This is a genomic window from Halomonas sp. KX33721, from assembly GCF_001596805.1.
GTDB classification, from domain to species: Bacteria; Pseudomonadota; Gammaproteobacteria; order Pseudomonadales; family Halomonadaceae; genus Vreelandella; species Vreelandella aquamarina.
The window spans coordinates 33,529-52,427 of the sequence record NZ_LVIA01000014.1 but is presented as its reverse complement, the minus strand read 5'-3'; the positions used below and the strand labels follow the sequence as shown (position 1 = coordinate 52,427).

Here is an 18,899-nt window from a genome sequence, read left to right as displayed (position 1 = left end):
AGGGGATAATTACCAATGAATCTGAATCTTGCTGCAGGCACGGGTACCGTTGAAGTAGCCGACGCCACTTTTGGCAAAGAATTCAACGAAGCGCTGGTGCACCAGGTCGTTACCGCCTACTTGGCTGGTGGCCGTCAGGGTACACGCGCTCAAAAGAACCGTTCCGACGTGCGTGGTGGTGGTAAGAAGCCGTGGCGTCAGAAGGGTACCGGTCGTGCACGTGCCGGTACTATCCGCTCTCCGCTGTGGCGCAGCGGCGGTGTGACTTTCGCGGCGCGTCCACAGGACTACACCCAGAAAGTTAACCGCAAAATGTACCGCGCGGCGATGCGTTCCATCCTGTCTGAGCTGGTACGTCAAGAGCGTTTAGTCGCTATTGAAGAGTTCAGCGTAGAAGCGCCGAAGACCAAGCAGGTAGCTGCCAAGCTGAAAGAGCTCAACCTTGAGAAAGTGTTGATCGTCACTGAAGAAGTTGACGAAACGCTCTATCTGGCCGCACGCAACCTTCCCCACGTCGATGTGGTGGATGTCGCTGCAGCTGATCCGGTGAGCCTGGTTGCCTTTGATAAGGTCCTGGTCACCGTCTCCGCCCTGCGTAAATTCGAGGAGAAGCTGGCATGAACCAGGAACGCGTATTCAAGGTTCTGCTTGGACCGCACGTGACCGAAAAGGCCGCGATGGCAGCCGAGCGCAACCAGTACGTTTTCAAGGTGGCAAGCGATGCTACCAAGCCCGAGATCAAGAAAGCCGTTGAAGCACTGTTCGGCAAGAAGGTCGGCAGCGTTCAGGTGCTGAACGTTAAGGGTAAAACAAAGCGTACTGCTCACGGCGTTGGCCTGCGAAAGGGTTACCGCAAAGCGTATGTGACCCTGGCTGCGGGTGAAACGCTCGAAGACTTCTCTGGCGCCGAATAAGGGCAGGAGTACGGATAATGGCAATCGTCAAGACCAAACCCACATCCGCCGGTCGTCGCCACGTCGTCAAGATCGTTGGTGAGGAGCTGTACAAGGGCCGTGCTTATGCACCGCTTTTGGAAAAACAGTCCAAGTCCGGTGGCCGTAACAACTACGGTCGCATCACCACCCGCCACGTGGGCGGTGGTCACCGTCATCACTATCGGTTGATCGACTTCAAACGCACCAAAGATGGCATTCCTGCCACTGTTGAGCGTCTGGAGCACGACCCGAACCGCAGTGCGCACATTGCGCTGCTGAAGTATGCCGATGGCGAGCGTCGTTACATCATTGCACCGAAAGGTGTCAGCGCGGGTGACGTGCTGGAATCTGGTGTTAACGCGCCCATCAAGAAAGGCAATGCCTTGCCTCTGCGTAACATCCCGCTGGGTTCTACCGTTCACGGTATCGAACTGAAGCCGGGTAAAGGCGCGCAGATTGCTCGCAGTGCCGGTACTAGCGCTCAGCTGGTTGCTCGTGAAGGTAATTACGCCACCCTGCGTCTTCGCTCTGGCGAAATGCGCAAGGTTTTGGCTGAATGCCGCGCAACCTTGGGTGAAGTGAGCAACTCCGAGCACAGCCTGCGTCAACTTGGCAAGGCCGGTGCGAAGCGCTGGAGAGGTGTGCGTCCGACTGTTCGCGGTGTCGCGATGAACCCGGTGGATCACCCGCACGGTGGTGGTGAAGGCCGCACCAGTGGTGGTCGTCACCCGGTATCCCCATGGGGCGTGCCGACTAAGGGTCACAAGACGCGTAAGAACAAGCGCACCGACAAGCTGATCGTTCGTCGTCGTAATAAGACACGTTGATCTAAATTGCCAAGACATTAAGAGGTAACGGCTGTGCCACGTTCACTAAAGAAAGGTCCCTTCATTGACCTTCATCTTTTGAAGAAGGTAGAGGCTGCAGTGGAGAAGAACGACCGTAAACCGATCAAGACTTGGTCGCGTCGTTCGATGATCCTGCCAAACATGGTAGGCCTCACAATCGCTGTCCATAACGGTCGCCAACACGTCCCGGTGCATGTTTCCGAGGAAATGGTTGGTCACAAGCTGGGCGAATTCGCTGCTACTCGCACTTATCGCGGGCATGCGGCGGACAAGAAAGCCAAACGGTAAGCCAGAGAGGATTAAGAGATGGAAGTCACAGCTAAGCTGAGTGGCGCTGCTTTATCCGCACAGAAGGCCCGTTTGGTGGCTGACCAGGTGCGCGGTAAACCGGTCGCCGAAGCTCTTGACCTGCTGACCTTCTCCCCGAAGAAGGCTGCCAAACTGGTCAAGAAAGTGCTTCAGTCCGCCATCGCGAATGCGGAAGAAAACAACGGCATGGACATCGACGAGCTGCGTGTCTCGACCATCTGCGTCGATGAGGGCATGACGCTTAAGCGTATCAAGCCGCGCGCCAAAGGCCGTGCGGATCGTATCTTGAAGCGCACCTGCCACATCACCGTCAAGGTAGCCGAGAAGTAGGAGTCGACCAGATGGGTCAGAAAGTCAATCCAACAGGCATTCGACTGGGCATCGTCAAAGACCATGCTTCTGTCTGGTATGCCGAGCGCGGCGCCTATGCCGATAAGCTCAACAACGATCTCGAAGTGCGCAGCTTCCTGGAAGAGCGTCTGAAAAACGCCTCCGTTAGCCGCATTCACATCGAGCGTCCGGCTAACAATGCCCGCATCACCATTCACACTGCCCGTCCGGGTATCGTGATTGGTAAGAAAGGTGAAGATGTCGACCGTTTGCGTCGCGATCTCACCGAGATGATGGGTGTTCCGGTTCATGTGAACATCGAAGAAGTTCGCAAGCCGGAGCTGGATGCCAAGCTGGTTGCTGCTAACGTAGCGGGTCAGCTTGAGCGTCGCGTTATGTTCCGTCGTGCGATGAAGCGCGCGGTACAAAACGCAATGCGTCTTGGCGCTGGCGGCATCAAGATTCAGCTGTCAGGTCGTCTGGGTGGTGCCGAAATCGCACGTACCGAATGGTACCGCGAAGGTCGCGTTCCGCTGCACACTCTGCGTGCGGACATTGACTACGCCACTTACGAAGCTCACACCACCTACGGCGTCATCGGCGTCAAAGTGTGGATCTTCAAGGGTGAAATCCTCGGCGGTATCGAGGAAGTACGTGCCAAGGCTAAGCAACAGCAGCCTGCCGGCAACGCGCCCAAGAAGAAAGGTTCCAGGTAAGGGGAGAGCGAGTCGATGTTACAGCCCAAGCGTATGAAATTCCGCAAGATGATGAAAGGCCGCAACCGTGGCCTGGCGCATCGCGGAAGCAAGATCAGCTTCGGGGAATACGGTCTCAAAGCAACCGGTCGTGGCCGCATCACTGCGCGCCAGATCGAAGCAGGCCGTCGTGCGATCACACGTCACGTTAAACGTGGCGGTAAGATCTGGATCCGCGTTTTCCCTGACAAGCCGATCTCCAAGAAGCCGCTCGAAGTTCGTATGGGTAAGGGTAAAGGTTCAGTTGAGTACTGGGTAGCCCAGATCCAGCCGGGTCGGGTCCTGTATGAAATTGAAGGTGTATCCGAAGAGCTGGCCCGTGAAGCATTTGAACTGGCCGCCCAGAAGATGCCCCTGTCCACCACCTTTGCGAAACGGACGGTGATGTGATGAAAGCCCAGGAAATTCGTGAAAAGTCCGTAGGAGAGCTCAAAGAGCAGCTCCTCGAGCTCCTCCGCGAGCAGTTTAACCTGCGCATGCAGAAGGCCACAGGCCAACTGAGCCAGACTCATCTGCTCAAGCAGGTCCGTCGGGATATCGCCCGCGTTAAGACTATGCTCAACGAGAAGGCAGGTGATTGAGATGGCCGAAGAGAAGAAAACACGTACGCTGACCGGCAAGGTGGTCAGCGACAAGATGGATAAGTCCATCGTCGTTATGATCGAGCGTCGTGAGCGTCACCCGATCTACGGAAAATACGTTAAGCGCTCCACCAAGCTGCACGCCCATGATGAGGCGAACCAGGCAAAGGCAGGCGATACGGTTTCCATTCAGGAGTGCCGTCCGCTTTCCAAGAAGAAAGCCTGGACGCTGGTCGAGGTGGTCGAGCAGGCCAAAGGTTAACCCCTGCGTCTGTCCAACCAGTGCAGTCAGATTAGGTTTGGAGAAAACCGATGATTCAGACTCAGACAATGCTGGATGTCGCCGACAACAGCGGAGCGCGCCGGGTGCAATGCATCAAGGTGCTAGGCGGTTCACACCGTCGTTACGCCCGCGTTGGTGACGTCATTAAAGTAACGGTGAAAGAAGCGATTCCGCGCGGTAAGGTCAAAAAAGGCCAAGTGCTGAAAGCGGTAGTCGTTCGCACCCGTAGTGGCGTCCGTCGTAGTGACGGTTCGCTGATCCGTTTCGATGGAAATGCGGCAGTTTTGTTGAACAACACCAACGAACAGCCGATCGGCACGCGTATCTTCGGGCCGGTAACTCGTGAGCTTCGTAATGAGAAGTTCATGAAGATCATTTCCCTAGCGCCTGAAGTGCTGTAAGGAGCGAGGCGGATATGCAAAAGATCAAACGTGACGATGAAGTCATCGTCATCGCCGGGAAGGATAAAGGCAAGCGTGGCACTGTTAAGCGGGTACTAGAAAACCGCTTCGTGGTGTCCGGTGTGAACATGATTAAACGTCACACCAAGCCTAATCCCATGGCGGGTAATCAGGGCGGTATCGTCGAGCGTGAGGCTCCGATTCACGCGTCCAACGTAGCCATCTTCAATTCGGAGACCGGTAAGGCGGATCGCGTCGGCTTCCAAGTTAAGGAAGACGGTACCAAGGTACGTATCTACAAGTCGACGCAGACGCAGATCGACGCCTAACGCGAGTCGGGTAGCAAAATGGCGAACTTGAAAGAACGTTATCAAAACGAGGTGGTGGCTCAACTCAAAGAGCAGTTCAGCTACGCCAACGTAATGCAGGTACCCCGGATCACGAAAGTGACTCTGAACATGGGTATCGGCGAAGCGGTCAGCGATAAAAAGCTGATCGACAATGCTATCGGCGATCTGGAGAAGCTCTCTGGTCAAAAGCCGCTAGTAACTAAAGCACGTAAGTCCATCGCGGGCTTCAAGGTGCGCGAAGGTTGGCCGATCGGTATCAAAGTAACACTGCGCTCCGCGCGTATGTGGGACTTCCTGGACCGTCTGGTGAACATTGCGATTCCTCGCGTGCGTGACTTCCGTGGTCTCAATCCGAAGTCTTTTGACGGTCGCGGCAATTACTCTATGGGTGTGCGTGAGCAGATCATCTTCCCAGAGATCGAGTATGATAAAATCGATCGCGTACGGGGGCTGGACGTCACTATCACTACTACCGCCAACACCGACGAGGAAGGCCGTGCGCTGCTTGCAGCACTGAACTTCCCGTTCAAGAAATAAGGGTTGGATCATGGCTAAGAAAAGTATGGTAGAGCGTGAGCTCAAGCGTACTCAGCTAGTCGAGAAGTATGCGGCTAAGCGCGCAGAGCTCAAGAAAATCATCTCGGACGTGAACGCTTCTGAAGAAGATCGTTTCGAGGCGACGCTGAAGCTGCAGCAACTGCCGCGCGACTCAAGCCCGGTGCGTCAGCGTAACCGCTGCCGCGTGACTGGCCGTCCGCACGGTTTTTACAACAAGTTCGGTCTCGGCCGTAACAAGCTGCGTGAAGCCGCCATGCGTGGCGACGTCCCTGGTCTGAAAAAGTCCAGCTGGTAACGCTACGTAGAATCATCAGGAGCGCACATTAAATGAGCATGCAAGACACTCTGGCGGATATGTTTACCCGTATCCGCAATGCGCAGATGGCCACCAAGGAGACGGCTACCATGCCGTCCTCCAAGCTGAAAGTTGAAGTGGCCCGAGTGCTAAAGGAAGAAGGCTACATTACTGACTTTACGGTGGCTGAAGGCGTTAAACCCGAGCTCACCGTGACTCTCAAGTACTTTGAGGGCAAGCCGGTTATTGAGCACATTCAGCGGGTTTCCAAGCCGTCTCTGCGCCAGTACAAAGGCAAGGACAACCTGCCTAAGGTCGCCGATGGTCTGGGTATCGCGATTGTCACCACCTCTAATGGTGTCATGACCGATCGTGCCGCGCGCCAAGCAGGCGTCGGTGGCGAAGTCATCTGCACCGTATTCTAGGAGGCTGGAATGTCCCGCATAGCGAAATATCCGGTTAAAGTGCCTGCCGGCGTTGAGATTAAAATCAATGCCGACCAGCTGACCGCCAAAGGCGGCCAGGGCACACTATCTATGACCGTTCACCAAGACGTGGTGATCGCTCAAGAAGATGGTCAGCTGACCTTCGCCCCGAGTGAGTCTGCCAAGAGCTGGGCAATGGCCGGTACTACCCGCGCCTTGGTTCAGAACCTGGTAACGGGCGTATCCGAGGGTTTCACAAAAACTCTCGAAATTGTTGGCGTCGGTTATCGTGCCCAAGCTAAGGGCCAGACGCTCAATCTTTCACTGGGCTTCTCGCACCCGGTCGACTACGAACTGCCTAAGGGTGTTACAGCGGAAACGCCGAAAAACACCGTGATCGTGCTGAAAAGCGCGGACAAGCAGATGCTCGGTCAGTGCGCCGCGGAAATCCGCGCCTTCCGTCCGCCAGAGCCGTATAAAGGCAAAGGTGTACGGTACGCCGACGAGCAGGTGCGTCGCAAAGAAGCCAAGAAGAAGTAAGGCAGGGTTATGAACGCGAAGAAAGAATCTCGTCTCCGTCGTGCCCGCCGTGCTCGCGCCAAGATCCGCGAGCTGGGCGTGTATCGCCTGTGCGTCAACCGTACCCCGCGTCACATCTATGCGCAGATTATCTCGCCGGATGGTGGCAAAGTGCTAGCCAGTGCTTCTACGCTGGACAAAGCACTGCGCGAGGGTGCGACCGGCAACACAGACGCGGCCTCTAAGGTCGGTGCTCTGATTGCTGAGCGCGCTAAAGAAGCAGGCATCACCCAGGTGGCCTTCGACCGTGCTGGCTTTAAGTATCACGGTCGCGTCAAGGCTCTGGCCGACGCCGCTCGTGAAGGCGGCCTGGAATTCTAAAGGGTTTTACGATGGCGAAGAACGAACAGCAAAGCGGCGATCTGCAAGAGAAGTTAGTGCAGGTCAACCGCGTCGCCAAGGTGGTCAAGGGTGGTCGTATTTTCGGCTTCACCGCACTGACCGTCGTTGGTGATGGTAAAGGTCGTGTCGGTTTCGGTCGTGGCAAGGCGCGTGAAGTGCCGGTCGCAATCCAGAAAGCGATGGACCAAGCTCGTCGCAACATGGTCAAGGTTAACCTTGCAGGCCACACACTGCAGTACCCGGTAAAAGCCCGTCACGGTGCTTCCAAGGTGTACATGCAGCCGGCCTCTGAAGGTACCGGTATCATCGCTGGTGGCGCCATGCGCTCTGTATTAGAGCTGGCCGGCGTTCACGATGTACTGGCCAAGTGCTACGGTTCCACCAACCCGGTTAACGTGGTACGAGCGACTGTCAAAGGTCTCTCCTCCATGCAAGCACCGGAAGACGTGGCCGCTAAGCGCGGTCTGTCTGTCGAAGCGATCACGGGGTAAGGCACCATGGCAGCAACGATCAAGGTTACCCAGATCCGCAGCACCATCGGCGTTTTGCCCAAGCACAAGGCTACTATGAAAGGCCTGGGTCTGCGTCGCATCGGTCATACGGTTGAGCTGGAAGACACCCCTGCCGTACGCGGCATGATCCACAAGGTTAACTACCTTGTGCGCGTTGAGGGAGAGTAATCCATGAAACTCAATACCCTGAGCCCGGCACCGGGCTCCAAACACGCTGAAAAGCGCGTTGGTCGTGGTATCGGTTCCGGTCTTGGTAAGACCGGTGGCCGTGGCCACAAAGGTCAGAAATCACGCAGTGGCGGCAGCGTCAAGCCTGGTTTCGAAGGCGGTCAGATGCCGCTGCAGCGTCGTCTGCCGAAATTCGGCTTCACGTCTGCTAAGTCGCTGGTATCTGAAGAAGTACGCCTGGCCGAGCTTGCCAAGGTTGCCGGTGACGAAGTCACCATGGAAACCCTGAAGCAAGCCAACGTGCTGAAGGATGCTACGCAACACGCGAAGATCATCCTTTCTGGCGAACTGAATAAGGCGGTTACCGTTCGTGGTATCAAGGTCACCAAAGGTGCCCGTGAAGCGATCGTAGCCGCTGGCGGCAAGGTAGAGGACTAAATGGCCAAGTCAGGAAATATGCCGGCGATGGGCAGCGGTCTGAGTGAACTGTGGGCGCGTTTGCGCTTCGTGCTCCTCGCCATCGTGGTGTACCGTATTGGTGCCCACATTCCCGTTCCCGGTATCAATCCTGACCAGCTTGCTGCCTTGTTTAGGGAGCAACAGGGCACCATCCTAGGCATGTTCAACATGTTCTCGGGTGGCGCCCTGGAGCGCATGAGCGTCCTCGCCTTGGGCATTATGCCTTATATATCGGCGTCGATTATCATGCAGCTTATGACTGCGGTCTCCCCTCATCTTGAGCAACTCAAGAAAGAGGGCGAGGCTGGCCGCCGCAAGATCAGCCAGTACACCCGCTACGGCACGGTGATACTGGCACTTGTCCAGGCTACCGGCATGTCCGTGGGTCTGGCTAGCCAAGGCATCGCTTACAGCGCTGACTTCAGCTTCTATTTCACTGCGATCATCACGTTTGTGTCGGGCGCAGTGTTTATGATGTGGCTAGGTGAGCAGATCACCGAGAAGGGTATCGGCAACGGTATTTCGCTGCTGATCTTCGCGGGGATCGTCGCTGGGCTGCCCAGTGCCGTGGGGCAAGCGTTTGAGCTTGCTCGCAATGAAGGGGCCTGGAATGTTCTTCCGCTGTTAGCGCTGTCAGTGCTAGGTATTGCCACCGTTGCGTTTGTGGTATTCATTGAGCGTGGCCAACGCCGCCTCAAAGTGAACTACCCACGACGCCAGGTCGGCAATAAGATGTATGCAGGCCAAAGCAGCTACTTGCCTTTGAAAGTGAACATGGCCGGTGTTATTCCAGCCATCTTTGCTTCCAGTATTCTTCTCTTCCCGGCCTCTATTGGTCAGTGGGTGGGGGCTGGCGAAGGAATGGAGTGGTTGCAGCGTGCATCACAAGCGTTAGGCCCCGGCCAACCGCTTTACATCTTGCTTTTCGCGGCGGCAGTGGTATTCTTCTGCTTCTTTTACACAGCGCTGGTCTTCAACCCCAAGGATGTGGCTGACAATTTGAAAAAGTCAGGCGCCTTCCTGCCGGGCATTCGCCCCGGCGAGCAGACCGCTCGCTATATCGACAAAGTGATGACACGTCTCACTCTGTTCGGTGCCTTGTATATCACTGCGGTTTCCTTGATGCCCCAGTTCCTGATCGTAGCGTGGAACGTGCCGTTCTTCTTCGGTGGCACGTCGCTTCTGATCGTGGTAGTGGTCATCATGGACTTCATGGCCCAGGTGCAGTCGCATCTCATGTCGCATCAATATGACTCAGTGATGAAGAAGTCCAACCTGAAAGGCTACGGTAGCGGCGGCATCATGCGCTGAGGCGCGCCGTTGCGAATTGGAGAGAACGATGAAAGTTCGAGCTTCCGTAAAGAAGATGTGCCGTAACTGTAAGATTATTCGTCGCAATGGCGCTGTTCGCGTCATTTGCATCGAACCGCGGCACAAACAGCGTCAGGGCTAAACCTGGGCTGTATTAAGCCGGTGCCGGCATACCCCTTGCCTTAGGGCTCTTAAAGGGGTATGCTGTTGCGCCTTTTGTAGATGAATAAACGAGCAAGCCGCTCAAATTTCGGAGTAAGCTGATGGCCCGTATTGCAGGCGTCAATATCCCGGACAACAAGCATGCGGCGATCTCGCTGACCTATATCTTCGGGATTGGCCGTACTCGCGCTAAGCACATTTGTGCTGCTGCCGGTATCGCGCCGACTGCCAAGATCGTAGACCTGTCCAGCGATGAGCTGGATACCCTGCGTTCTGAAGTTGGTAAGTTCACCGTAGAAGGCGACCTTCGTCGTGATGTCACGCTTAACATCAAGCGTCTCATGGACTTAGGCTGCTACCGTGGTCTGCGTCATCGTCGTAGTCTTCCGCTGCGTGGTCAGCGGACCAAGACTAACGCGCGTACCCGTAAGGGCCCGCGTAAGCCGATCCGCAAATAACACGCAGGCTCTTTCATAGCATAGAGAGCCAGCGTATAGACAGGAATAGACATCAACATGGCTAACCCGCGTAGTAACCGTAAAAAGGTTAAAAAGCAGGTAGTGGATGCCGTTGCGCATATCCATGCCTCTTTTAACAACACGATCGTGACGATCACAGACCGCCAGGGCAATGCTCTCTCTTGGGCAACTGCCGGTGGTTCGGGTTTTCGTGGTTCTCGTAAGAGCACCCCGTTCGCTGCGCAAGTAGCAAGCGAACGTGCAGCGACTGCTGCAGCCGAGTATGGTGTGAAAAACGTAGACGTGCTGGTCAAAGGCCCCGGTCCCGGCCGTGAATCCGCCGTGCGCGCACTGAATGCCGCCGGCTTCCGCGTGCAAAGCATCGTAGACGCGACGCCCATTCCCCATAATGGCTGCCGTCCGCCTAAGAAACGCCGCGTTTAAGGAGACAGATTCATGGCTCGTTATATTGGACCTAAGTGCAAATTGTCTCGTCGTGAAGGCACCGACCTCTTCCTGAAGAGTGGCGTGACTCCCTTCGAGAAAAAGTGTAAATCCGAGCAAATCCCGGGTGTACACGGCCAGCGTCGTCAGCGTCTTTCCGACTACGGCTTGCAGCTTCGTGAGAAGCAGAAAGTACGCCGTATGTATGGCGTACTCGAAAAGCAGTTCCGCAACTACTACAAAGAAGCCGCTCGCCTGAAAGGTGCGACCGGTGAAGTATTGCTGCAACTGCTTGAATCCCGACTGGACAACGTCGTCTACCGCATGGGCTTCGGCTCGACTCGCTCTGAAGCGCGTCAGCTGGTCAGCCACAAGGCGATTTCCGTGAATGGCCGCACCGTTAACGTTGCTTCCTACCAAGTGAAGCCCGGTGACGTTGTTGCTATCCGTGAAAAGGCGAAGAACCAAGCCCGTATTCAAAACGCGTTGACCATTGCGGCCAACCGTGGCGACATCGCTTGGATCGAAATCGACGCCAAGAAGATGGAAGGCACTTTCAAGGCTCTGCCTGAACGCGGTGACCTGACTGCCGACATCAACGAAAACCTGATCGTCGAGCTGTACTCCAAGTAAGCAGTTTGATTTACGTTTCTGCTTCTTGAGGCCTGGGCGGGATAGCAAAGCTAACCGCCCAGATGCTCTTGAGTATTGTGCTTTAGAGTACTCAGTATCCGTTTGGCAGCCTGAAAGGTGTTCATATGCAGCGTTCAGTGACAGAGTTTCTTCGTCCTCGCGACATCAAGGTCGAAGAGATCAGCGCACATCATGCCAAAATCGTTCTCGAACCGTTCGAGCGCGGCTTTGGTCACACCCTGGGGAATGCACTTCGTCGCATTCTGCTTTCATCCATGCCCGGCGCTGCGTGGTAGAGGCTGAGATTGCCGGTGTAGAGCACGAATACAGTGCGCTCGAAGGGGTGCAGGAAGATGTCATCGAAATCCTCCTGAACTTGAAAGATGTTGCGATCAAGATGCACAGCCGCGATGAGGCGGTGCTCTCGCTGAACAAGCAGGGCCCAGCCGTCGTCACCGCTGGCGACATTGCGCTTGATCATAGCGTCGAAATCGTCAACCCGGACCATGTCATTGCACACGTCAATGAAGGTGCCGAGCTGAAAATTCAGCTTAAGGTCGCGCTGGGTCGTGGTTACGAACCGGCTGACGCTCGTGGCTCTGATGAAGAGACCCGTGCGATTGGACGCCTGCAGCTGGATGCCACCTTCAGCCCTGTTCGCCGTGTTTCCTACTCGGTTGAAGCCGCTCGTGTCGAGCAGCGTACCGACCTCGATAAGCTGATTATCGACCTGGAAACCGACGGCACCCTGGATCCGGAAGAGGCTATCCGTCGCAGTGCGACCATTCTGCAAGAGCAGCTGGCCGCCTTCGTCGACCTGGAAGCTGATAAAGAGCAGGAAGTCGAAGAGGAAGAGGATCACGTCGATCCGATCCTATTGCGCCCCGTAGACGATCTCGAGTTGACCGTACGCAGCGCTAACTGCCTCAAAGCCGAGAATATCTACTACATCGGTGATCTGATTCAGCGCACGGAAGTGGAGCTGCTGAAGACCCCGAACCTCGGTAAGAAGTCCTTGAATGAAATCAAGGATGTATTGGCAGCGCGCGGCTTGTCCCTCGGCATGCGGCTGGAAAATTGGCCACCCGCTAGCCTGAAGGACGACAAGGCCTCCGCGTAAGCGTCGACTTGAGTCCCAGTTTGGTAAGGAATCACAACCATGCGTCATCGTAAGAGTGGTCGTCATCTGAATCGTACCAGCTCGCACCGTCAGGCCATGTTCAAGAACATGTCTGTCTCGCTGGTCGAACATGAAGTCATCAAGACAACCCTGCCCAAGGCCAAGGAACTGCGTCGCGTTATCGAGCCGCTGATCACCCTGGCAAAGCAGGATAGCGTTGCAAACCGCCGTTTGGCGTTTGCTCGTACGCGCTCCAAAGAAGCCGTCGGCAAACTGTTCAACGAGTTGGGTCCGCGCTACGCCGAGCGTCCGGGTGGTTACATCCGTATTCTCAAGTGCGGTTACCGCACCGGCGACAACGCGCCCATGGCGTACGTTGAGCTCGTAGACCGCCCGGTGGCTGAAGAAGAAGCCGTCGCTGAATAAGCGCTGCTCCTTCTGGTAGGCACAATGAAAACCGACCCTTTGGGGTCGGTTTTTTTTATATCTGCGCTTTTTCCGCTGCTTTATCGAGATGAATGCTCTATGGGAAGATCAATTTAACGATAAGGCATGCTAGGCTAATGCAGCAGCCGTATGAATGGCCAAGTGTCGGGCAGTGTGATCAATCAGTAAGAGGTCGGTATGGCAACAACACGGGGAGTGAGCACAACGGTTTGGGCGGCGCACTGGCTACTGGTCATGCTGATGATGACGCTGATGGGTAGCGCCAACGCCCAGGCGAATCCTCGTTATGCAGGCATCGTTGTGGATCTCGAAAACGGCGAAGTGCTATACGCTGAAAATGCTGACGAGCCACGCTATCCTGCGTCGCTCACGAAAATGATGACGCTCTACCTAACATTCGAAGCGCTGGAGGAGGGAAGGCTAAGCCTCGATCAGCCGCTGTCCGTCTCGGCCCAGGCAGCGGCCATGCCCGCGACTAAACTATGGCTCTCGGCAGGTAGCTCTATCCCGGTAGATACCGCTATTCGCGCTTGGCAGTGCGTTCTGCCAACGATGTGGCGGTCGTGGTGGCAGAGGCATTAGGAGGCAGCGAGCAACGCTTTGCGAACCTGATGACGGCGAAGGCGCGTGAGTTGGGCATGAATGCCACTACCTTCCACAATGCTTCGGGCTTACCGGATGATCTGCAAATCACCACCGCGCGAGATATGTTGACGCTCTCGGTGCGGGTGATGCAGGACTTTCCCCAGTATTACCACTATTTCGGTTTGCAGGAGTTCACCTACCGCGGTACTCGCCATACCAGCCACAACCGATTGGTGCGTGACTACCCAGGGGCCGATGGCTTAAAAACTGGTTTCATTCGCGCCTCAGGCTTTAACGTGGCCACCACTGCTGTCCATGATGGCCGCCGTATGGTAGCCGTAGTGATGGGTGGATTCAGTTCCTCTTCCCGTGATACCCATATGGCAGATCTGCTAGACCGCAGCTTTATGCGTGCGTCGCTAAGAGATCAACGCTCATGGCTTGCTGATACCAGTTTCTCAAGTGAGTTTATGGGGTTTGCGGGACCAGCCCAACCGCTTACTCAGCCTCGCTCACAACCGATGATGGCTAATATCTCCGCCACGTCGCTATCACCCACACGGCCCATGTCTAACAGTACGCCGGCACAAACCGTTGAGGCCCAGCTTCTCCAAGCGGAGGCCGCACGTAAGGAGGCACCAGAAGCTGCCTCGCAAGATCCACTGCAAGCCTTTATTGAGCGGGAGCGCGTGCTGGCGACGGCACCTCCCACTGCGCAAATGGCCTCTGCTGGCTGGGGCATTCAAGTAGGTGCCTTTAGCCAGGCGGCCCAAGCTGAGCAATTGGCTCGCCAAGCCGCGCAGCGGCTGCCAACGAGCGTGGGAGGCCGCGTTGCCATCGATCCGCTTCAGGGGCCCATGACAGTATTTCGCGCCCGTGTCGTCTCACTGAACGAATCCCAGGCGCGGCAAGCTTGCCAAACGCTTCAGGCGCAGGGCATGGATTGTATGGTGGTCAACGCAAGCCTTTAACCACCGCAGTGGTTCACCGCCCCGCTAATGTACGTTGGCGGGGCTTTTTATTGTATGTCGGTGATATCCGAGTAGGACCATAACAATAGCAACACAAGGAGCATGTTTATGACGCCATCCTTAAAAGGCATACTTTGCATGTGCTTAGGCGTGCTGTTTTTAGCACTAGGGGATGCAGTATCAAAGTGGTTAGGGGCGGTGCACTCCCCGATACAAATTATTTTTTTCCGCACGCTAGTATCGTTACCGCTCATTGCTCTGTTGGCTTATTTTGGCGGCGGGCTACGTAAGCTGCGCACCAAGCGGCCAGGCGTTCACCTGCTGCGTGGGTTGATCTACACCGCCACCATGGTGTGCTTTGTGTGGGGACTAACCCTGTTACCGCTGGCAGAAGCCACCGCCATTGCGTTTGTCGCACCGCTATTTGTCACGCTGCTATCCGTGCCGCTTTTAGGTGAGCGTATTGATCCGCCAGTGCTTGTAGCATCACTGGTAGGCTTTGTGGGCGTGCTGATTGTAGTTCGCCCGGGCGGAGATGCGTTTCAACTAGGCGCCATGATTTTGCTGGCCGCAGCGGTATTTTATGCCCTGATGATGGTCACGGCGCGGCGCTATGGCGCCAACGAGCACCTGTGGGCCATGGTGTTCTACATGACGGCCGTACCGCTGGTACTGACGGGCCTCAGCCTGCCCTGGGTATGGCAAACGCCCCATCCCTGGCACTGGCTGGGCTTTGCCGCCTCCGGGGTGCTGGGGGTGGGGCCACGGCGTTCATCACCCTGGCCTTTCGCCATGCGCCCGCCGCCATTGCTGCGCCCTTCGATTACACCGCCATGCTGTGGGCCGTGCTGCTGGGGTGGTGGTTCTGGGGAGAACTGCCGGACGTATGGGTCTGGGTAGGCAGCGCGCTGATCATGTGCAGCGGTCTGGCCATTGCCTATCACGACCGTCGCACCACCCTGAAACGTCGCCCCACAGCGTAAGCGCGCTAGGCAAACTGATAGACATCCATTGCCAGCACGCCGTGCTCAACACTGTGGTGTAGCTGGGTGGCGGCGCTGCCGCCTGCTCCCATAGCCACCAGCAGCGGCTGGAAGTGCTCTGGCGTGGGATGATTGCGCTTGGCGTCTGGGGCGGTTTGCCAGTTGGCCAGCGCGTCACGATCGCCCTCGCGCAGCCGTGCATTAACCCACTCGGCAAAGCTGCCTACCCAGGCCGGTATCTGGCTACCCTGTGGCTGAAGCTCATAGAGGTTATGGGTCAAGCTCCCCGAGCCAACCACTAAAATATCCTCCTGGCGCAACATTGCCAGCTGCTCGCCCAGGGCTATCAACTCGGTATTACTCCAACGGCTGGGAAGCGAAAGCGACATTACCGGCACGTCAGCGTCAGGGTACATCAGTGAGAGTGGCACCCAGGCACCGTGGTCCAGCCCGCGCTCCACGGGCGTGGCGCCGAGCTGCTTGGTCAGCCGTTGGGCCAGCTCAGGGTTACCAGGGGCAGGGTACTGAACCGCAAATAGCGCATCAGGAAAGCCGCCAAAGTCGTGGATGGTGATAGGCTTTACGCTGCTGCTGACCTGCAAGTGTGGGGTCTCCCAGTGCGCGGAAACGACCACCACGGCCTTAGGGCGTAGGGTTTGGCCCAACTCCCGTAAAAAGTGATGGGCGGGGGTGGGGGTGAGCGCCAGCATGGGAGAGCCATGGGAAATGAAGAGACTCGGTAACATAGGATACACTCCAGTCAGTGGGCCTACCAACGTGTGATTCTCGGTAGGCCATTGGATTATGCCAGTCGGCGGCTGATGACGAAGCTACCGCTGCCCAGGCCGGCTTGCACCAGGAGGGCCACGGCCCAGAACACTGGGAACTCCCAGCCGCCGCCGGGATTGGAGAAGACCCAGCCGTTACCGAGGTGTACCCAGGCGGCGCCGAGCAGCACCGGTACTAGCGCCAGACTCACCCAGCGGGTGTATAGGCCCAGCACCAGGGCCAAGCCTCCGCCGACTTCGGCGGCAATGGTCAAGTAAGCCATGAAACCGGGCAGGCCAAGCGATTCGAAGTAGCCCACCGTGCCAGGAAGCGTAAACACGAACACTTTCATCAGGCCGTGAGCTAGGGCCATCACACCTAGGCTAACGCGCAGTAGGGCGGTCGCATGAAGGATTGTCGTCGGGGTAGTTAACGTCGTCATAGCACTCTCTCGCGTCGTGAGCATCACCATGGATGCGATGATGCTACTGTAGACCAGCGAAAGGAGAAGATAATCTAACCGATGAGCACTTTACTGTTGCGATATGCGCGATAATCCAAGCCCCTGTTCCCATATGGGTGGGTCGCCCCAGGCATCGGCCAATTGATCGATGAAGTGCGCTACCTTGGCGGGTAGAAAACGCCGTGCGGGGTAGAGGGCGTGTATGTCTAGGTAGGTCGGCGGTAGGTCTAATAGAAGCGGCACCAAGTGCCCCCGATGGATGCTCTCATGAATCAGAAAACTGGGTTGCTGGGCGATGCCTAATCCCGCTTCTGCGGCATGGGTCAACATATCCCCATTATTGCTCTCCAGCGGCCCTGTGACGCTAACGTACTGCTGGCCGAAGCGCCAGTCGCCGCTGTTCTGCCCGCTGCGATAGCGTAGGCAGTGGTGCTGGGTAAGGTCTTCGATGCGCAAAGGCGTGCCGTGCTGCGCTAAATAGCCGGGTGACGCGCACAGCACGAGCTGGCAGCGGGCTAGCCGTCTGGCGATCAGGCTGGAGTCGGGCAGGCTACCGATGCGGATGGCGACATCATAGCCCTCCTCCAACAAGTCTACGCGGCGGTCGTTGAGATCGAGGCGTACGTCGAGTGCGGGGTGTGCCTGCATGAACTGCGCTACCTGAGGCGCGAGATAGCGCGTGCCGAAACTCATGGGACCATTGATGCGCAGCCGCCCACTCACAGTGTGAGTGCCACTGCCGACATCGGCAGCGGCCTCCTCCAGCGCCAGCAAAATGGCCTGGGCATGGGTTAAATAGCGCTCTCCCGCATCGGTAAGATGCAGCCGCCGCGTCGTGCGCTGAATCAAGCGAGCGCCTAGCGTCTCCTCTAGCGCCATGACCTGCCGCGACACCCGCGTACGTGAAAGATCCAATGCCTCGGCAGCGCGGGTATAGCTGCCAAGCTCCGCCACTTTCACGAAGGCGGTCAGTTGGTCGAGCCGACTCATGAGGCGCGAAACGCCAGCGCCGCCCGGTAAGGGTCGGGCTGGCCGCAGATCGCAGAAATCACCGCCATCCCTTGGGCACCGGCGGCACTCACTTGGGCGGCGTGCTGCGCCTTTAAGCCGCCAATCGCCACGCTAGGCAACGGGCAGGCGCGCACCAGCTCCGCCAGGCCCTCGAAGCCGATGGGGCGAGCATGATCCTGCTTGCTGGCAGTGGCGAAAATGGGGCCTAACCCGACGTAGTCCAACTGCGCGATGGGCGCGTCACGAAGCTGCGCGAGGGTGTTGATCGACAGTCCTAGAATGGCCTGCGGCCCCAGCGCCGCCCGCGCCTCTTGAACCGCGGTATCGCTTTGACCCACGTGCAGGCCGTCGGCACCGCTGGCGATGGCCACACTTAGCCGGTCATTAATAATCAAGGGCACACCGCTACCTTCCAGCAGTGCTTTCAGCCGTGTTGCCTGGGCAATCATGGCCTCATCGCTGGCATGCTTATCGCGCAGCTGCACCATGGTCACGCCCCCCTTCACGGCGGCTTCCACGGTCGCTTCAAGCCCCGTTTCGGCGCATAACGCAGCATCGGTGACTAAATAGAGCGCAAGATCAAACGGCATGGAGCGTCTCCAGCTGGCTAAGAGAAGAGAGATCGTCAGGGGTAAGGGCATACAGCGCATCCAGTAGCGCGACCTGAAAACTGCCCGGCCCACTGGCCTGCTGCCCCGCACGGCTTCCGGCAATGCTGAAGCACGCCAGCGCAGCCAGCGTTGCCGAAAGTGGATGGGCCTGGTTGGCGGCCAAAAAACCCGCTACCAAAGCGCTTAACCCGCAGCCCAGGGTGGTTACGCGCGGCATTAGCGCGTGGCCGCCCGTTAAACGGTAGTGGTGGGTGCCATTGGTAATAAAATCGGTTTCGCCGGTCATGGCAACAATGCAGCACTGCTGCTGTGCCAGCTTGATCGCCGCTTGGGCGGCATCCTCCGTTGTGGTGGTGGCATCGACGCCGCGACCTTGGCTGGCTAAGCCAGTGAGCGCCATGACTTCCGATGCGTTGGCGCGAATGACGTTAGGCCGATGGGCAAGCAGCGCGGTGCAGACCTGCTGACGAAAGGCGGTGGCCCCGACCGCTACTGGGTCTAACACCCATGGGGTGCCTGTTTCTTTAGCCGTGCGAGCGGCAAGCTGCATCGACTCTGCCCAAGGGGTAGAGAGCGTGCCAATGTTAATGGAGAGTGCGCCCGCTATTGCGGTGAATTCAGCCACCTCTTCAGGGGCATGCAGCATGGCAGGCGAGGCACCCGTAGCCAGCAGTAGGTTAGCCGTGCTGTTCATCGCAACATAGTTAGTCATGCAGTGAACAAGCGGCGTAGACTCGCGTAGAGTGGTGAGCATGTCGCCAAGTGGGGGGTAGGTCATGGTTTCCTCCCGGCGAAGGGGGTG

The 18,899-nt window shown here is 57.1% G+C and carries 32 protein-coding genes and 2 pseudogenes; 29 read left to right on the top strand and 5 right to left on the bottom strand.

Annotation, left to right across the window (positions count from 1 at the left end; genetic code table 11):
- The first annotated feature begins 15 nt into the window (after positions 1-15).
- The 29 genes and pseudogenes from rplD (at position 16) to A3220_RS05580 (ending at position 15,244) form a co-directional block, all read left to right on the top strand.
- Positions 16-621 carry a 50S ribosomal protein L4 gene (gene rplD / locus A3220_RS05710; RefSeq protein ID WP_054640900.1) on the top strand — a complete coding sequence of 202 codons (606 nt, stop codon included), beginning with the start codon at positions 16-18 and terminating at the stop codon, positions 619-621.
- Positions 618-914, top strand: coding sequence for a 50S ribosomal protein L23 (gene rplW, locus A3220_RS05705; RefSeq protein WP_009723902.1), 297 nt, complete (start codon positions 618-620; stop codon positions 912-914). Before rplD ends, rplW begins: the two co-directional genes overlap by 4 nt.
- Before the next feature lie 17 nt (positions 915-931).
- Complete coding sequence (gene rplB / locus A3220_RS05700) at positions 932-1,762, top strand: 50S ribosomal protein L2 (protein WP_044628832.1); 831 nt, start codon at positions 932-934, stop codon at positions 1,760-1,762.
- Positions 1,763-1,795: 33 nt separating this feature from the next.
- Positions 1,796-2,071, top strand: coding sequence for a 30S ribosomal protein S19 (rpsS, locus tag A3220_RS05695; protein WP_009098993.1), 276 nt, complete (start codon positions 1,796-1,798; stop codon positions 2,069-2,071).
- Positions 2,072-2,089: 18 nt separating this feature from the next.
- On the top strand, positions 2,090-2,422 hold the full coding sequence (gene rplV, locus A3220_RS05690; protein ID WP_044628831.1) for a 50S ribosomal protein L22: 333 nt from the start codon (positions 2,090-2,092) through the stop codon (positions 2,420-2,422).
- 11 nt (positions 2,423-2,433) lie between these two features.
- Positions 2,434-3,138, top strand: coding sequence for a 30S ribosomal protein S3 (gene rpsC / locus A3220_RS05685; RefSeq protein WP_018917731.1), 705 nt, complete (start codon positions 2,434-2,436; stop codon positions 3,136-3,138).
- A gap of 15 nt (positions 3,139-3,153) precedes the next feature.
- Complete coding sequence (gene rplP / locus A3220_RS05680; protein ID WP_007112000.1) at positions 3,154-3,567, top strand: 50S ribosomal protein L16; 414 nt, start codon at positions 3,154-3,156, stop codon at positions 3,565-3,567.
- Complete coding sequence (rpmC, locus tag A3220_RS05675; RefSeq protein ID WP_062373720.1) at positions 3,567-3,758, top strand: 50S ribosomal protein L29; 192 nt, start codon at positions 3,567-3,569, stop codon at positions 3,756-3,758. The genes rplP and rpmC overlap by 1 nt, the downstream gene beginning before the upstream one ends.
- A gap of 1 nt (position 3,759) precedes the next feature.
- Positions 3,760-4,020: a 30S ribosomal protein S17 gene (gene rpsQ, locus A3220_RS05670; protein ID WP_009723897.1), complete on the top strand. Its 261-nt coding sequence runs from the start codon at positions 3,760-3,762 to the stop codon at positions 4,018-4,020.
- 50 nt (positions 4,021-4,070) lie between these two features.
- Positions 4,071-4,442: a 50S ribosomal protein L14 gene (gene rplN, locus A3220_RS05665; protein WP_009723896.1), complete on the top strand. Its 372-nt coding sequence runs from the start codon at positions 4,071-4,073 to the stop codon at positions 4,440-4,442.
- A gap of 14 nt (positions 4,443-4,456) precedes the next feature.
- Positions 4,457-4,771: a 50S ribosomal protein L24 gene (gene rplX, locus A3220_RS05660; RefSeq protein ID WP_009723895.1), complete on the top strand. Its 315-nt coding sequence runs from the start codon at positions 4,457-4,459 to the stop codon at positions 4,769-4,771.
- A gap of 18 nt (positions 4,772-4,789) precedes the next feature.
- Positions 4,790-5,329: a 50S ribosomal protein L5 gene (gene rplE / locus A3220_RS05655; RefSeq protein ID WP_054640904.1), complete on the top strand. Its 540-nt coding sequence runs from the start codon at positions 4,790-4,792 to the stop codon at positions 5,327-5,329.
- Between the two features lie 10 nt (positions 5,330-5,339).
- Positions 5,340-5,645: a 30S ribosomal protein S14 gene (gene rpsN / locus A3220_RS05650; protein ID WP_044628827.1), complete on the top strand. Its 306-nt coding sequence runs from the start codon at positions 5,340-5,342 to the stop codon at positions 5,643-5,645.
- Positions 5,646-5,677: 32 nt separating this feature from the next.
- The gene (gene rpsH, locus A3220_RS05645; RefSeq protein WP_009723892.1) at positions 5,678-6,070 is read left to right on the top strand and encodes a 30S ribosomal protein S8; all 393 of its coding nucleotides are present in this window, start codon (positions 5,678-5,680) and stop codon (positions 6,068-6,070) included.
- A gap of 9 nt (positions 6,071-6,079) precedes the next feature.
- A complete protein-coding gene (gene rplF / locus A3220_RS05640; RefSeq protein ID WP_058579839.1) occupies positions 6,080-6,610 on the top strand; it encodes a 50S ribosomal protein L6 in 531 nt (176 codons plus the stop codon).
- Between the two features lie 9 nt (positions 6,611-6,619).
- The gene (gene rplR, locus A3220_RS05635) at positions 6,620-6,970 is read left to right on the top strand and encodes a 50S ribosomal protein L18 (protein ID WP_044628825.1); all 351 of its coding nucleotides are present in this window, start codon (positions 6,620-6,622) and stop codon (positions 6,968-6,970) included.
- Positions 6,971-6,981: 11 nt separating this feature from the next.
- Positions 6,982-7,482, top strand: coding sequence for a 30S ribosomal protein S5 (gene rpsE, locus A3220_RS05630; RefSeq protein WP_007111990.1), 501 nt, complete (start codon positions 6,982-6,984; stop codon positions 7,480-7,482).
- Positions 7,483-7,488: 6 nt separating this feature from the next.
- Positions 7,489-7,671, top strand: coding sequence for a 50S ribosomal protein L30 (gene rpmD / locus A3220_RS05625; protein WP_009723888.1), 183 nt, complete (start codon positions 7,489-7,491; stop codon positions 7,669-7,671).
- Positions 7,672-7,674: 3 nt separating this feature from the next.
- A complete protein-coding gene (rplO, locus tag A3220_RS05620; protein WP_044628823.1) occupies positions 7,675-8,109 on the top strand; it encodes a 50S ribosomal protein L15 in 435 nt (144 codons plus the stop codon).
- Entirely contained in the window at positions 8,110-9,441 is a 1,332-nt protein-coding gene (secY, locus tag A3220_RS05615; protein WP_054640906.1) for a preprotein translocase subunit SecY, read from the top strand.
- 28 nt (positions 9,442-9,469) lie between these two features.
- Positions 9,470-9,583: a 50S ribosomal protein L36 gene (gene rpmJ, locus A3220_RS16805; protein WP_009099023.1), complete on the top strand. Its 114-nt coding sequence runs from the start codon at positions 9,470-9,472 to the stop codon at positions 9,581-9,583.
- A gap of 121 nt (positions 9,584-9,704) precedes the next feature.
- Complete coding sequence (rpsM, locus tag A3220_RS05610; protein WP_062363022.1) at positions 9,705-10,061, top strand: 30S ribosomal protein S13; 357 nt, start codon at positions 9,705-9,707, stop codon at positions 10,059-10,061.
- Between the two features lie 57 nt (positions 10,062-10,118).
- A complete protein-coding gene (gene rpsK / locus A3220_RS05605; RefSeq protein WP_009099028.1) occupies positions 10,119-10,505 on the top strand; it encodes a 30S ribosomal protein S11 in 387 nt (128 codons plus the stop codon).
- Positions 10,506-10,517: 12 nt separating this feature from the next.
- On the top strand, positions 10,518-11,138 hold the full coding sequence (gene rpsD / locus A3220_RS05600) for a 30S ribosomal protein S4 (protein ID WP_058579838.1): 621 nt from the start codon (positions 10,518-10,520) through the stop codon (positions 11,136-11,138).
- A gap of 125 nt (positions 11,139-11,263) precedes the next feature.
- Positions 11,264-12,258: pseudogene (rpoA, locus tag A3220_RS05595) on the top strand (DNA-directed RNA polymerase subunit alpha).
- 39 nt (positions 12,259-12,297) lie between these two features.
- On the top strand, positions 12,298-12,684 hold the full coding sequence (rplQ, locus tag A3220_RS05590; RefSeq protein ID WP_044628819.1) for a 50S ribosomal protein L17: 387 nt from the start codon (positions 12,298-12,300) through the stop codon (positions 12,682-12,684).
- Positions 12,685-12,882: 198 nt separating this feature from the next.
- The gene (locus tag A3220_RS18265) at positions 12,883-13,287 is read left to right on the top strand and encodes a serine hydrolase (RefSeq protein WP_354702725.1); all 405 of its coding nucleotides are present in this window, start codon (positions 12,883-12,885) and stop codon (positions 13,285-13,287) included.
- Positions 13,242-14,261, top strand: coding sequence for an SPOR domain-containing protein (locus A3220_RS05585; protein WP_354702726.1), 1,020 nt, complete (start codon positions 13,242-13,244; stop codon positions 14,259-14,261). The genes A3220_RS18265 and A3220_RS05585 overlap by 46 nt, the downstream gene beginning before the upstream one ends.
- A 108-nt stretch (positions 14,262-14,369) precedes the next feature.
- Positions 14,370-15,244, top strand: a pseudogene (locus tag A3220_RS05580) (DMT family transporter).
- Between the two features lie 5 nt (positions 15,245-15,249).
- On the opposite strand, the gene A3220_RS05575 reads toward A3220_RS05580, so the two are convergent.
- The 5 genes from A3220_RS05575 to thiM all read right to left on the bottom strand — a co-directional run bounded on the left by A3220_RS05575 (position 15,250) and on the right by thiM (position 18,875).
- Positions 15,250-15,990 (bottom strand): class III extradiol ring-cleavage dioxygenase, encoded by a 741-nt coding sequence (locus tag A3220_RS05575; protein ID WP_062373717.1) that lies wholly within the window; start codon positions 15,988-15,990, stop codon positions 15,250-15,252.
- A gap of 56 nt (positions 15,991-16,046) precedes the next feature.
- Positions 16,047-16,454 (bottom strand): DoxX family protein, encoded by a 408-nt coding sequence (locus tag A3220_RS05570; protein ID WP_044628815.1) that lies wholly within the window; start codon positions 16,452-16,454, stop codon positions 16,047-16,049.
- 90 nt (positions 16,455-16,544) lie between these two features.
- Complete coding sequence (locus A3220_RS05565) at positions 16,545-17,465, bottom strand: LysR family transcriptional regulator (protein WP_054640911.1); 921 nt, start codon at positions 17,463-17,465, stop codon at positions 16,545-16,547.
- Positions 17,462-18,076 carry a thiamine phosphate synthase gene (gene thiE / locus A3220_RS05560; protein ID WP_062373713.1) on the bottom strand — a complete coding sequence of 205 codons (615 nt, stop codon included), beginning with the start codon at positions 18,074-18,076 and terminating at the stop codon, positions 17,462-17,464. The genes A3220_RS05565 and thiE overlap by 4 nt, the downstream gene beginning before the upstream one ends.
- On the bottom strand, positions 18,066-18,875 hold the full coding sequence (gene thiM, locus A3220_RS05555) for a hydroxyethylthiazole kinase (RefSeq protein WP_062373711.1): 810 nt from the start codon (positions 18,873-18,875) through the stop codon (positions 18,066-18,068). The genes thiE and thiM overlap by 11 nt, the downstream gene beginning before the upstream one ends.
- Positions 18,876-18,899: the final 24 nt, after the last annotated feature.